This is a genomic window from Priestia sp. 53B2 (assembly GCF_056099005.1).
On the sequence record NZ_JBLZXA010000026.1, the window covers coordinates 1 to 13,205 of the forward strand.

The window sequence follows — 13,205 nt, forward strand, 5'->3', positions numbered from 1 at the left end:
AAGGGATTACGGGTCCAACAAAAAAAGAAACAAGGTCAAAGAAGATATGGGAAAAATACGGTATACCAGGATTAGCCTTGCTTGCTCCTATTTTAGTAGGAACAGATATAGCTGCAGTACTTGCTCTAACTTTCGGATCTTCGCGTCGACATGTGATAGGATGGATGACAACTAGTTTAGCAGTATGGACTATCGTATTTACGGTTTGTTCGATGTATGGTTTTAGCTTTTTTAACTTGATTTAAGCCTTATAATATAAATCTAAATTAAATGTATCCTCCATACAACCTTAGTTATCATAATGTACGTTATAAGAAATCTGCATAAAGACAGCGCCTAATTAGTTAGGCACTGTCTTTATGCAGAAGGGCTTTTTGAATCTTCAATCAACTAATTTTATATTACTAGAAACTCATATAAGCAAGCTATAACTTTGTTATGATTTCTGACACAAATAATCTAATACTATTTTTCATTTTATTATATTTAAATTGCCTACGTTGAATAATATCTACTATAGCGAGCAAACTACTCAAGATACTGAGAAGTATCTCCAATCTAGAATCTCATTAGCCCGAAGAAAAACTCCCTACGGAAATAGGGGGTTTTTCTAATTTTATACTGTGTAATATATATTTATTTAGTTAAGTCGGGTAAGTTAGGGGCATCACTGCCCCTTCCTCCCCTAAGAACCGTGCGAGTCCCTTTCAAGACACATCGGCTCAAGCCTCCCATTGCAGGTCCATTTGCTGTCGTATCCTCATCACACACCATATCGGTAAGTAAAACGTACGCCGACGCTCCAATTGGAAGTATACATAACAGTACGTTTCTTTCGTCAGAAGATAGCCACAACCTTATGTTCCTACGAGAGACCAATGAGAAGTCAGCTCCCTTTCGGGCCTATCATGGGCTTGTCCGTAAGGACGATAGTATCCATTCAGTTATACAGTTTCCTGCTTTCCTGTTCTCTTTCGAGGTAATGGCATTTGCTTTCTCTCATATCCTTTACCCTCTGCCGCATCGTTTGACTTTGCAGTCATCCTACTGTTTAAACAGATGACAAAGGGCTTACCAAGTTCCGCATCTTATAGATACGACGAGGTTAGGTGGATTCTTTACTCCGGGCAAGATACGGGACGCGTCACAGCAGCATTATGAATCTGCTTTTCCTCTTGCCAATACCCAGGCAAAGCTGTACACTATCCTGAGCTAACACTGACGAAGCTTACAAACCTTCACTAATGTTCACCATACTCATCTTCCCCTAGCAGTGTTCCGAGTCGTGCACTAACTCTCTGTTTCCGCATTTCCGCATGCAACCCACGAGCCCGTTACCAGGCCCGCAGTTTTGGACGGGGATAGCTTTTGCGTCTAAACCAGTGGCGTAAGCCACACTATATAAAAGCGACTTCTTGTCGCACCATAAAACAGATTATAGGTACTAGAGAGATCTTATTGATATGAATAAGGTTTCTTACCTTTATTCTTTATTACGATCGGCAAAATATAAATAAATTAACCTAATTATCAAGTATAAGATACTTAAAAGGTTCTTAATATGTCTTGTCTCCGTTGAAGATAGAATTTTTTACGATAACATAATCAACGTTACGAATTGCTTCTAGCTTATTTCCTCCCGCATAAGAAATAGAAGACTGAAGATCTTGTTCCATTTCTATAAGAGTATTTTTTATGGACCCTTTGTGTTTTACCAACATCTTTTTACCTTCTACATTTTTCTTTTCACCTTTTTGAAATTCAGAGGCAGAACCAAAGTATTCTTTATATAAAATTCCATCTTTCTCAACTGATTCACCTGGAGACTCTTCATGCCCAGCAAATAGTGATCCAATCATTATCATAGACGCACCAAATCTGATTGATTTTGCAATATCACCATGCGTACGGATACCACCGTCTGCAATTATAGGCTTGCTTGCTGCCTTTGCACACCAACGCAAAGCTGCTAATTGCCAACCACCTGTTCCAAACCCAGTTTTAATCTTTGTAATACATACTTTCCCTGGACCAATTCCTACTTTTGTTGCATCGGCACCAGCACGCTCTAAATCCCTTACTGCTTCTGGAGTTCCCACATTTCCTGCAATAACAAAACTATGAGGCAAGTATTTCTTTATATGCTGGATCATCTGTATGACAGCATCTGAATGACCATGTGCAATATCAATCGTAATGTATTCAGGTAAAAGTTCTTCCTCTGCTAATTGCTGGATAAATTTATATTCCTCTTCTTTAACACCTACACTAATAGAAGCAAATAGGCCACGTTCTTTCATATCTTTAATAAAAGCTATTCGCTTCTCTGGATGAAAACGGTGCATCACATAAAAGTAACCATTCTCTGCTAAGTAAATTGAAAGTTTTTCATCTATAATCGTTTGCATATTGGCGGGCACGACAGGTAACTTAAATTTACGTTCCCCAAATGTTATAGTAGTATCACACTCAGTCCTGCTGTTTACTATTGATTTAGCAGGAATTAGTTGAATATCTTCGTAATCAAACACATTTTCCATAAATAACACCTCTAAATACGAATAATTAATAATTAAAAACCACAAAGGTTCGTCCTTTGTTAATATAGTTTATTTCTATAAGTATGTCAAAAATTTAGCCTGTTTATGCTCGTTTTAGGTCTTCTAATAGTAAAGAGTCAATTTAGCTGAGAGGTTCCTCTTCCTTTATATGAATTAAAAATACATTACAAATGATTTTTATTCATATTTAAGGGTTGGTTAATAATACAATTGCATTCTTTTGAAAGAAGGAGTAAACTTTGAATGAAAAATAGATTTTACCGGGAGTCTGTGGAATCAGGCTGAGAGTACGACTAATCTGTCGTAGACCGTTGAACCTGTTGGATCATGCCAGCGTAGGGAAAGTGATAATAGCGATAGTCTAAGCACTTTACTTATGTAGAGTGCTTTTTATTTTTTTAGGAAAGGGTTGAAAGCAGATGAAACAGCAACAAGAAATTATTGAAAGTACGCTTCAATTTATACAAAATCAACTTTCTTCAGAAGATGATTTTAATGAACACGCCTTACAATTATTTTCATATCATTATCAACATAATCTTCCATATCGTACATTTTGTATGCAAAAAGGGAAAACGCCAAGAATGGTCAAAACGTGGAGGGATATTCCGGCAGTTCCCATTAATGCTTTTAAAGAAGTTACATTAAGTTGTGCTGATCCTGAGGAAGCAGAAGCCATTTTTATGACAAGTGGTACTACGAAGGGAATTAAGGGTAAGCATTACCACCCGACTTTACATATATATGACCTATCAATGACTTTGAATTTCAAACAAAGATTTATGAAGGACACAGAGAAAATACGTATGGGTGTTCTTTTTCCCACAGCAAAAGAACTACCGAACTCTTCATTATCTCACTATTTAGCTTTAGGAATGCAGAGATTTGGCACTGAAGATAGTCACTATCTGATAAATGATAACGGAGTTGACATAGACCGTTTGCTAGAAGAATTGATTCATTCTGAAGAAACTGGAGAGCCGTATGCTCTTGTAGGAGCAAGCTTTAGCTTCGTGCACATGTTAGAAAAACTAGAAAGTATGGGAAAAACATTTTCTCTACCAAAAGGAAGTAAGATCCTAGATACGGGAGGATTTAAAAATCAATCAAAGGAATTGGATTTGGATGAGTTCTATCAATTACTCTCCTCCACTTTAGGAGTAGACCGTGCTGAGTGTATTAATATGTACGGAATTACCGAATTAAGCACACAATTTTACGACAATGGAAATATAAATATTCCATCTGTTAAATCAGGACCACATTGGATACGAACACGAGTTATAAATCCATTAACAGGAGAGGAGGTATCCAAGGGCGAGCGTGGAGTACTCGTACATTGTGATCTTGCAAACTTTAACTCAGTAACGACAATTTTGACAGAAGACGTGGGGGTTGAGGTCGACTGTGGTTTCCTTTTATTAGGGAGAGTGGAAGGCACTCAAGCCAAAGGATGCTCAATTGCCGTAGAGGAATTTTTAAAGGCAACAAAGGAGATTCCAAAATGAGAGAAACTGCAGGATATCTTCCAGATATAGGAGAAGAATTCGAGAAAAAAGTTTTGCTGTTCAGAGACAAAGAAGAGGTATTAGAGGTGGAAGTTCCACTTCTTACAGAAGAACAGATGAACAAGGTTATCCAAAAAGTCAAGAGTGCGAGTGCTGAGACTTTAAAATCCTTCTCGGTTATGGAGCTTGTGAAAATCATAGACCAAGCTATTGATAGATTACTTGATCGAAATACACCTTGTCGTCAAAAGGCGGAAAAGCTTTTACCTATTGTAACCGGCTATAGTGAGGAGCTAATTCGACTCGGTCTTACTTCTTACTTAAAAAACTTTCGAAAACATGAACTGCAACGTTTTCTTATTGAGGATTTAGGAAATCTTTCTTTACTCGATGAATTTCAACCTCGAGTAAAAGGAGGTTTTTCAAAGGCAATTGGACCGGATCTTATTACTCATATTTGGTCAGGAAATGTCCCAGGATTACCATTATGGAGTCTCATCTCTGGTTTATTGGTTAAATCAGGGAATATTGGAAAAGTCCCAAGTGCTGAGCCTTTATTTGCTGGCTGGTTTGCTAGATTATTAGTGGAAATAGAACCGCGTTTATCAGACTGTTTTGCGGTGGTTTGGTGGAAAGGTGGCAACGAAGAGCGAGAATGTTCTTTATTTAAACAAACAGACGTTGTAGTTGGTTATGGGGGGAATGAATCATTGCAATCTATTCAAAGTCGTATTCCTATTACTACTCGTTTCTTGCCATTTGGACATAAAATCAGTTTTGGAGTCGTTTCTAAATCTTCCCTCGATTCTCACAAATCTTGGCATTCCGCACGTCAAGCAGCTCTAGATGTGATTCGTTATGATCAGCAAGGTTGTTATTCTCCCCATCTCTTTTATGTACAAAACGGGGGAAATATCTCTCCGAGAGAGTTTGCAAGGTATATGGCTCATGAACTAGATAACTTTGAAAAAAGGTTTCCACGCCGTAGTCTTTCAATGGAAGAGTCTGCATCATTAGCATCATGGCGCCAAAGAGAAGAGATGGATATTTATTCTAACCCTTATAAAGAGGTATTAGGGAATGCTGCAAATGATTGGACAGTTGTTTATGAAGAGAATGACATAAGTTTTAGTCCCAGCTGTTTAAATCGTGTGATAAGAGTGATTGCATTTGAAAGCATAGAAGATATTATTCCTTCTATTGCACCTAATCGGTCTTTTCTACAAACGGTTGGTATAGCAACAAGCCCGAAAGAACTTTTTCATTGGACAGAATTATTAGGAAAAATAGGACTTACACGTATTACAGCATTAGGAAATATGACATCTCCAGAAGCTGGCTGGCATCACGATGGTCGATTTAATTTACTAGATTTGATTCATATGGTAGATATAGAATCTTCTGCTGAAGAAGAAAGTGAGAGATTTGCTCCTTATGTGGATTAGGAGGTAAAACATGAGTTTTTTAACAATCAAAGATGTGACATATAGTTATCAAGGAATAAATTTGGTTATTGATAGGGTGAACTGGAGTATTGAAAAAGGCGAGTTTCATTGTTTGCTGGGCAAAAGTGGTTGTGGGAAAACAACATTACTAAAGCTTGCTGCAGGCTTATTGCAGTCCAATGGTGGGAGTATTCAATTAAATGGGAGAGAAGTTATGAAACCTTCCACGGAATGCGGATTTGTTTTTCAATCACCGACATTATTGGAATGGAAAACAGTGATAGAAAATGTGCTGCTTCCTATTTCTCTTCTACGAAAGATAACGGAAGAAGATCGAAAAAATGCAACAAATTTATTGGATCTTGTTGGATTAGCTTCCTATGTTAATCAATATCCTATGCAATTATCGGGAGGGCAACAGAGCCGTGTTGCTATTGCCAGAGCCCTTATTCAAAAGCCATCTATGTTGTTTCTAGATGAACCATTTGCAGCATTAGATGCAATTACAAGAGAAGAACTACAGGATGATCTTCTAAAGGTTTGTAAGTTGCATAACACAACTGTTCTTTTTATTACTCATGATATCTCGGAAGCTGTCTATTTATCAGATCGATTAGCTGTCATGGCAGAGGGAAAGATTGCGTATGAATCGGCGGTTGATCTTCCGAGACCACGAATAATGAAAATGAGATATGAACCTTATTTTAATGAGTTTTGTCTAAACATACGTCATGTAATGGGTAGGGAACAATTATGAAGAAGATGCCGTTATATTCTTTTCTCTTATTTATTGTCTTGCTTATTGTGTGGGAAATGGCAGCAAAAAATATTTCAGAACTCATATTGCCTGCTCCCTCTATTATTTTTTCTACTCTTTTGGAGGGTATACAGAGTGGATATTTCATGCCTCATATTATGCGGACTATGGCAGAGGTATTACTCGGCCTATTATTTGGAGGCATATTTGGATTTCTGGCTGCGATTCTTATGGGAGAAATTCAAATCATAAGGAAGCTTTTTTTTCCTTATGTTATTGCAAGTCAAGCTGTTCCAAAACTGGCTTTAGCTCCATTATTTATTCTCTGGTTCGGTTTTGGGATGACATCCAAAGTAGTAATCACAGCATTGATTTGTTTTTTTCCTTTACTTGAGAATACGGTTACAGCTATCCAGTATACCGATAAACAAAAAAAAGAATTGTTTCGTATGTTAGGAGCTAGCCGGTGGAAAACATTACTGCATTTAAAAATACCTGCTGGCATGCCAGGAATAATTGCGGGACTTCGTGTCGCTGTGGTATTAGCAATAGTAGGAGCTGTCGTCGGTGAATTTATTGGTGGTAGTGAAGGATTGGGAGCTGTAATTGTAGCCTCTCAGGGGATGATGGATACACCTTTAATGTTTGCATCTTTAATTTTGCTAACTATCATAGGGATGCTTCTCTATCAACTCGTTAACGTAATGGAAAAGAAATGGATAAGACGATATACGAAGGAGATAAAAAAATGAGAACAAAAACATTATTAACAGCAATTGTCTTATTATGTATTACAGTGTTTTCTGCAGCATGCGGGACACAAGGAAAAGCAAGTACGACATCAGAAAAAAAAGAAATAGAAAAAATTCGAGTTGCAAATTGGAGTAAGCCAATTACAGAACAAACAAATCTATTGGTGGATGAGAAAAAAGAATTTTTCAAAGATAAAGGATTAGATGTAACCGTCCTTCCTGGTGCTGGAGGAGGAGATGCTGTGAAAAATATTCTTTCTGGAAAAGCTGATATTGCCTTTACAGATCCTGGATCACTTTTCTTTGCCTTAGATAAGGGAGAAAAGTTGAGAGTAATTTATAATATTTATCCGCAAAATGTATTCAATATCGTTTCACTGAAAGAAAAAAATATTACGAAACCAGAAGATTTAAAAGGAAAAACGATTGGTGTCTATAGTTTAACAAGTGGAACTCGTCAAAACCTGTTAGTACTTTTACACGAAGCTGGTCTTACTGAAAAAGATGTAAAAATTGTAGAGACAGGCATTTCAAACTTTGCTCCCTTAATGCAGGGGCAAGTAGACGCTACGGCAGCAACAGATACAGGATTAGCCGCGGGTAAACAAAAAGGTTTAGGTGCAGTGAATGTAATGGAAGTAAAAGACTCTTTAAATGTACCGAGTGATGTATTTGTGGTAACAGAGAAAACGTATCAAGAGAAGAAAGAAGAGCTTAAACGGTTTTTAGCAGCTTATCAAGATAGTGCTGAGTGGATGATTGAAAATCCAGAAGAAGCAGCTTCGTTAGCGAAGAAGTATGCAATTGATGGAACCGATGAGAAACAAAATTTAGAGATTATTAAATTACGAAACACTTCCAGTATCTCCTCCTTAACAGATGAAAAGGGATTAGGGGCCCTTGATACAACCGTTCTGCAAAAAGCTGCTGACACATATCAAAAGTTAGGATTAATTAAGAATAAATTGAATATGGAAGAGGTTGTCAACCAAGAACTTCTTCCTAAGAAGTAACGGGGGAAGGATAATGGGGAAATTTTCAGGGAAAGTAGTACTTGTTACAGGAGCGAGCCGGGGAATAGGAGCTGCAATTGCTCGTGCATTTGGTAAGGAAAAAGCCTTTGTTATTGTAAATTACCTCCAAAATGAGGAGGCTGCTGAAAAAGTTGTATCATCTTGTATTGAACTCGGCGGTGATGGATGGGCTATTCAAGCAGATGTAACTTCCGAATCAGATATTAACCGAATGGTAGAGCAGATTTTAATGGAAGTAGGAAAAATTGATATTGTAATAAACAATGCCTTTAAATCATATAAATTTGATCCAGAACAACGTAAAATGGCTTGGGATTTGAAGTGGGAAGATTATCAAGCACAAATTGATGGAGCAGTACGCTCTGCGCACTATATGTGTCAAGCAGTTCTTCCTATTATGAAAAAACAAAGCCAAGGAAGTATCGTAAATATTATTAGTAATTTAGTTGAAAGACCACTTGTTCCTTATCATGATTACAATACAGCTAAAACAGCTCTAATGGGCTATAGCCGTAATTTAGCAGCAGAGTTAGGGTCTTTTGGTATAAGAGTTAACTGCGTTGCTCCAGGGCTTGTGTATCCTACAGATGCCAGTAAGAATACGAAGGAAGAAATAAAGGAAATGATTATTGCCCAAACACCTCTTCGTAGAATTGCTACTCCTGAAGATATAGCTGGACCAGTATTATTCCTGGCTTCAGATTGGAGTCAATTTATGACAGGACAAACTTTGTTTGTCGATGGAGGATTTGTAATGTAATAGAAGGAGTCGGTATTTATATTAAAATGCCGACTCCTTCTTTTGTGCCTTTGTAGATTTGTCAGTTTACAAAAAGGATAACTTGTGTATGTTTAAGTATTAGTAAGTACTCTTAATTGGAGCAAACTACTTAAGATATATAAAGTGTCATAACTAAAAACCCTACTGAATGTTGGGTCATTACTTCTGTATAGTAGGTTTTTATACCCTTAATCTGTATACATTATTCATTTCTAGTTTATATAAGTCTAACTATGTTTAGTTTCACTTTCTGTCATATCATTAAGTAAATATGAACATACTTTATTAAAAATATTGTTATCATTTACACACATTATAGAAAAACGACATATTTGTCGTTATTTAGAGTAAATAGTAAAACTTTAATTTTTATAAGTTAGTTTATTCATTTACTCCTTATAGTAAAATACGTTCATTTTGTATTTTTGATAAATATTATATTATTAAAAATATATTACATTAAATACTTATAAATTTTCTATTATATTATTATTAATAATACAATTTCCTGAAGGGTAAGTAGAAGATAGGTTAGTATATGATAAGAAGTGGTATTTCTCGTTTTTTGTCAGTAAGAGTAGATAGTAAAACTTATATTTTTTATAAAATAATTTGCTGGTTATTTAAATAACGAGGGATATAATATGGGACAATTTAACTCTTTACTTTAAAACATTAAATTGTTAATGTATTATTAGACAATCTTTTTTTTAGTGTTATTCCTTAGCCCAAAGTACAAACCATATATAGTGGTCTGTGCTTTTTTGCTTTTATAGATAGTATAAAACCTACTTACATAATGGATTTTATCGGCAATTAAATATTTGAATATTCTACATTTAAATACTACTCTTATGATTTATCCTATAGTTCATGCATTAGCTTTGCCCAAATAAAAAACAAATCTCATTTAAAAGTAATTTTATTACTTTTAAATGAGATTTTCGAACATTGAATATTAAAATCCATTTCCGCATTCTTTCTCAATAGAAATAAGTTTTTGCAATACAATTTTTGCAAAGACTCCGATCATAATGTAAAATGGCACAGAATAAATATGTTCCCATTCCAGTACTTTATATATCCCTAACCATTTAAAAATACTTTCCCCTACAAAAGAAGCGAAAAAAGCAAAGACTATGATGGCTAATATATACTTCTGCCATTTAGGGAACCATTGATAAATTATCATATAAAAGAAGGGGATCACAGAAAAGTTAGCAGGTAACCATAAATCTCTTTCTAAATATGTTAGAGTGTACGGATAAATCCAGTAACGCAGTGATGTACCCACTTGATCTAGTATAAAAGCAATTCCAGACGTGAATAGTCCAACTAGGCTTATTTCAATTATTCTCCTTTTATCTACCAACATCCACCATAGAAAAAAAGGAAGAATTAAAATTAAAACCATTATCCACCATTGGTAAGTAAATACTACTTCCTCTTTCCAATAATTAAGCCACAGGATTTTTAATTCATCATAATGATGTTCAATTTCTTCAAATTTTTTCATATCTAGATTCCAATCTTTTTTATATTAGATTCTCCTAACTGGAAAAAATCAGCTTAATGAAGAAGATCCTCTTTTTTTATTTGAAATAACTTTCTGAAGACCATATAAAAAGGCTGCCTTCGTGGTAAAAATCATTAAAAAGTGATACCTTTTTAGGCGTACCATCGAACCATACCCAATTTTTTTAAACCAACTCATTAGTACATATACAAAGAATGCATCAAGAGTAAAGTTAATAACCATGAATTTCTTGAAATCCCCATAAGATAACTTAAAAATCCACATAGTTCCTACTAGAAATGGGCCAAAAACAATGGGCATCTCTCCTAGAACTTTGGGATGAAGACTTTTATAAAAATACCACCATGTTTTCTTTCTAGCCAAAAAACATTCTGCGAGAACAATTAGATTTACAATTAATGAAGAAAGAAAAAATTTCTTTAAAGTTTGCTGTCCTAATAACGGAATAGAAAGCCAAGGTACTATTAGTAAAGCTAATAGGTACTTCTTATATTTTTTCATTGAAGTAAACATCCTTTTTTATTTTAAGTTCTCCTAAAAGGAAAATTTTATTACCGAACTTAACTATAGTTCTAAGGATTAATTAATAGTATTTTGAGCAAACTAATTACATGTAGAATTTCTAAAGGAAACCCACCTCTGACAAATCAGGTGGGTTTTTCTTTTGGATACATACGTTATTGATAACTTGAACAAATTACTCAAGATGGATAAAATCATCACGACTAACTTCTAATTGCGTCACGAAAAAAGCTATTGGTCCCTGATGAGCCAGTAGTTTTTTTCCTTTTTCAATAAGTATTACCAAAACGAAAACACCCTGGCTATATTCTAAATAGTCAGGGTGTTTTCTCTCTACTTTTGAAAGTTTAGTCACAAAAGAAGATTAGCTTTTCCGAGTTCTATAGTATATGAAAGTCATCAGTAGTTAAGAACTAGTATTTATAATACAAAATAAATTTGTGCAAACTATCTACAATGCTATGATGCATTAAATAAATACACCTCGTATAAAGCCAGTGAAAGAACCCTCCTTTCCACTGGTTTTATATGTTAGTACAGGTTATAAAAGAGTAAGTGTATATATTCTTATAATAAGCAGCAAAATCAACTTCGGGGTTTTATAATTGAACGAAAAGAAAGCCTACTGAGATCCCCATTAGACTTTTTTTTATTATGTATAGTCATTGACTATGTTAAGCAAACTACTCAAGATGCTGAGAAGTATCTCCAATCTAGAAACTCATTAACCTACAGAAAAACTCCCTACGGAAATAGGGGGTCTTTCTGCTTTACCATTAGTCCTTTAACTGTCTGTTGAAGACACTCCCCAACTTTACATGTTTAATGCCTGGAGATTAACTCACTCATTAATCTGTTTAAAGCAATGTCTACTACGTCATGTTCTGTATACCCTTTTATAAGATGTAGATTCCTTGTTTCTTTTTTTATTAACAACTTTCTAATCTCATCACATAAGTGAATTTGAGAATCTAAAAGTCTTATTACTTGTACATCTTCCATTTGTTTAGACATCAAATCAACCCCTTTATGACTTTAAAAAAACTATTCTCCTTTTAAAAGGAAAAATCCTTTTGCCAATGTGCTCGGTTAACGTAATGTAGTTTCTATATAGGAACAGAATAGTTTTGGCATAAGGGTATTTTTCTTCCTATCAGTATGTTAGTGTAGGGGAGAAGAACAAATAAATTATTTGATCTTTTTGTACCTGAAGTTTCCTCATAATAGGAAGGGGGACATCTATTTATGAACATAGCTGAAATTAAGAAAATGCTTAGTACTCTCATTCAATATGAAGATAGCACCATTACCCATGTTATACCTGGATTAATTGAACTAGTTTATTCTAAAGGAATTCAAAGTTTTCAATTGACTACACTTATTGATGGAAATATGTCACCCTATGACGATATAGATAGTGCTTCAGAAGCTTTATATATAATCTTAAATCCCGAAGGCCTTTAATAAGGCCTTCTTCTTTTATGAGATGTACAAACTTAATTAGCATAAAATATGTTTTCAGAACCCCAGTAAAAAAAGATGTTATGAAGCATCTGTTAGAGTTGACAAAATGTGTGCTTTTTTTATTTTAAAGATATATATGATACACATCTTAAAAATAAAAATGATTAATTTAAAGGGGAAAGAACATGGATACTATGATAACTAAATGGATTCCTGTTCCTTATTTTCAAATCGATCAAGAAGGTACCATTTTAAATTCTTCAAACACGGACCCATTCATATTTTCCTGATACATCCAATATATGGAATATCATTCATCAAGAAGACCGAGATAAAGCAATATTAATGCTCTCACAGAGGGCTAATTCTTATCCTATAACAAACCATCTGATTTTAAAGATAAGTAACAACTTATTTGGGAATTTTAAATGTACGATCCAATGGAAAGATGGGATAGGTCACCTGGTATGTACAGAAGCCAAAAGCATTAAAGATTCAACTATTACATCTTCATCTGTTCAAAAATCTTTAGTAAATACCCAAAAACGGTTAGAAGAATCAGAAAAACATTTAGACAACGTTGCTAAAATAATAAATATGAGAAAACACTAATTTTTGTTTTTTCTTACATGAATCTTTTCTACTAGGAGAAAACTGATCAAGATACATTACAGAATTAAAAATCCCATATGATTAAAGAAAAAACTACCCCACATCTGAACTGAACCCGAAAAGTTAGACCCTTTATCTAAGCAGCGAATGAGGATTGAATTCTGTATTCTACAGGGGTCAATCCTTTTAATTTTACTTTTATTCGTTTGTGGTTGTAATAAACAATATACCT

Annotated in this window: 12 protein-coding genes and 1 pseudogene; 8 read left to right on the forward strand and 5 right to left on the reverse strand. The window is 34.7% G+C overall.

The window, feature by feature from the left end; all coding sequences use genetic code 11:
• Positions 1 to 245 (forward strand): annotated as a pseudogene (locus ACN6NE_RS20440) (small multi-drug export protein); the annotation flags it as partial.
• A gap of 1,311 nt (positions 246 to 1,556) precedes the next feature.
• Here ACN6NE_RS20440 and guaC read toward each other — a convergent pair.
• A complete protein-coding gene (gene guaC, locus ACN6NE_RS20445) occupies positions 1,557 to 2,540 on the reverse strand; it encodes a GMP reductase (RefSeq protein ID WP_129708119.1) in 984 nt (327 codons plus the stop codon).
• Positions 2,541 to 2,980: 440 nt separating this feature from the next.
• Here guaC and ACN6NE_RS20450 point away from each other — a divergent pair, with 440 nt between their 5' ends.
• Genes ACN6NE_RS20450 through ACN6NE_RS20475 form a run of 6 tightly spaced genes read left to right on the forward strand, consistent with a single transcriptional unit; the run spans position 2,981 to position 8,817 of the window.
• Positions 2,981 to 4,069 carry a LuxE/PaaK family acyltransferase gene (locus ACN6NE_RS20450; protein WP_474326940.1) on the forward strand — a complete coding sequence of 363 codons (1,089 nt, stop codon included), beginning with the start codon at positions 2,981 to 2,983 and terminating at the stop codon, positions 4,067 to 4,069.
• Entirely contained in the window at positions 4,066 to 5,514 is a 1,449-nt protein-coding gene (locus ACN6NE_RS20455) for an acyl-CoA reductase (RefSeq protein WP_129708112.1), read from the forward strand. The genes ACN6NE_RS20450 and ACN6NE_RS20455 overlap by 4 nt, the downstream gene beginning before the upstream one ends.
• Before the next feature lie 10 nt (positions 5,515 to 5,524).
• Positions 5,525 to 6,271, forward strand: coding sequence for an ABC transporter ATP-binding protein (locus ACN6NE_RS20460; RefSeq protein ID WP_129708109.1), 747 nt, complete (start codon positions 5,525 to 5,527; stop codon positions 6,269 to 6,271).
• Positions 6,268 to 7,023, forward strand: a complete 756-nt coding sequence (locus tag ACN6NE_RS20465) for an ABC transporter permease (RefSeq protein ID WP_474326943.1) — start codon at positions 6,268 to 6,270, stop codon at positions 7,021 to 7,023. The genes ACN6NE_RS20460 and ACN6NE_RS20465 overlap by 4 nt, the downstream gene beginning before the upstream one ends.
• On the forward strand, positions 7,020 to 8,036 hold the full coding sequence (locus ACN6NE_RS20470) for an ABC transporter substrate-binding protein (RefSeq protein ID WP_474326945.1): 1,017 nt from the start codon (positions 7,020 to 7,022) through the stop codon (positions 8,034 to 8,036). Before ACN6NE_RS20465 ends, ACN6NE_RS20470 begins: the two co-directional genes overlap by 4 nt.
• Positions 8,037 to 8,049: 13 nt before the next feature.
• Positions 8,050 to 8,817 (forward strand): 3-oxoacyl-ACP reductase, encoded by a 768-nt coding sequence (locus ACN6NE_RS20475; protein ID WP_474326947.1) that lies wholly within the window; start codon positions 8,050 to 8,052, stop codon positions 8,815 to 8,817.
• A gap of 979 nt (positions 8,818 to 9,796) precedes the next feature.
• On the opposite strand, the gene ACN6NE_RS20480 is transcribed toward ACN6NE_RS20475, so the two are convergent.
• From ACN6NE_RS20480 to ACN6NE_RS20490, 3 genes are all read right to left on the reverse strand, one after another.
• Positions 9,797 to 10,354, reverse strand: a complete 558-nt coding sequence (locus ACN6NE_RS20480) for a CBO0543 family protein (RefSeq protein ID WP_474326949.1) — start codon at positions 10,352 to 10,354, stop codon at positions 9,797 to 9,799.
• Positions 10,355 to 10,402: 48 nt separating this feature from the next.
• Positions 10,403 to 10,876: a hypothetical protein gene (locus ACN6NE_RS20485; protein WP_474326951.1), complete on the reverse strand. Its 474-nt coding sequence runs from the start codon at positions 10,874 to 10,876 to the stop codon at positions 10,403 to 10,405.
• 843 nt (positions 10,877 to 11,719) lie between these two features.
• Positions 11,720 to 11,911 (reverse strand): hypothetical protein, encoded by a 192-nt coding sequence (locus ACN6NE_RS20490; RefSeq protein ID WP_129707938.1) that lies wholly within the window; start codon positions 11,909 to 11,911, stop codon positions 11,720 to 11,722.
• 231 nt (positions 11,912 to 12,142) lie between these two features.
• On the opposite strand from ACN6NE_RS20490, the gene ACN6NE_RS20495 reads away from it, so the two are divergent.
• Positions 12,143 to 12,361 carry a hypothetical protein gene (locus ACN6NE_RS20495; RefSeq protein ID WP_129707941.1) on the forward strand — a complete coding sequence of 73 codons (219 nt, stop codon included), beginning with the start codon at positions 12,143 to 12,145 and terminating at the stop codon, positions 12,359 to 12,361.
• 748 nt (positions 12,362 to 13,109) lie between these two features.
• Here ACN6NE_RS20495 and ACN6NE_RS20500 read toward each other — a convergent pair.
• Positions 13,110 to 13,205 (reverse strand): IS3 family transposase (locus ACN6NE_RS20500; RefSeq protein ID WP_157842263.1); only part of this gene is annotated, 96 nt, incomplete at its 5' end.

Excerpts from the sequence above, each read along its gene's own strand:
- ACN6NE_RS20475 (WP_474326947.1), top strand. The coding sequence starts at position 8,050 with ATGGGGAAATTTTCAGGGAAAGTAGTACTTGTTACAGGAGCGAGCCGG.
- ACN6NE_RS20465 (WP_474326943.1), top strand. The coding sequence starts at position 6,268 with ATGAAGAAGATGCCGTTATATTCTTTTCTCTTATTTATTGTCTTGCTT.
- ACN6NE_RS20455 (WP_129708112.1), top strand. The coding sequence starts at position 4,066 with ATGAGAGAAACTGCAGGATATCTTCCAGATATAGGAGAAGAATTCGAG.
- ACN6NE_RS20480 (WP_474326949.1), bottom strand. The coding sequence starts at position 10,354 with ATGAAAAAATTTGAAGAAATTGAACATCATTATGATGAATTAAAAATC.
- ACN6NE_RS20460 (WP_129708109.1), top strand. The coding sequence starts at position 5,525 with ATGAGTTTTTTAACAATCAAAGATGTGACATATAGTTATCAAGGAATA.
- guaC (WP_129708119.1), bottom strand. The coding sequence starts at position 2,540 with ATGGAAAATGTGTTTGATTACGAAGATATTCAACTAATTCCTGCTAAA.
- ACN6NE_RS20450 (WP_474326940.1), top strand. The coding sequence starts at position 2,981 with ATGAAACAGCAACAAGAAATTATTGAAAGTACGCTTCAATTTATACAA.
- ACN6NE_RS20485 (WP_474326951.1), bottom strand. The coding sequence starts at position 10,876 with ATGAAAAAATATAAGAAGTACCTATTAGCTTTACTAATAGTACCTTGG.
- ACN6NE_RS20470 (WP_474326945.1), top strand. The coding sequence starts at position 7,020 with ATGAGAACAAAAACATTATTAACAGCAATTGTCTTATTATGTATTACA.
- ACN6NE_RS20490 (WP_129707938.1), bottom strand. The coding sequence starts at position 11,911 with ATGTCTAAACAAATGGAAGATGTACAAGTAATAAGACTTTTAGATTCT.
- ACN6NE_RS20495 (WP_129707941.1), top strand. The coding sequence starts at position 12,143 with ATGAACATAGCTGAAATTAAGAAAATGCTTAGTACTCTCATTCAATAT.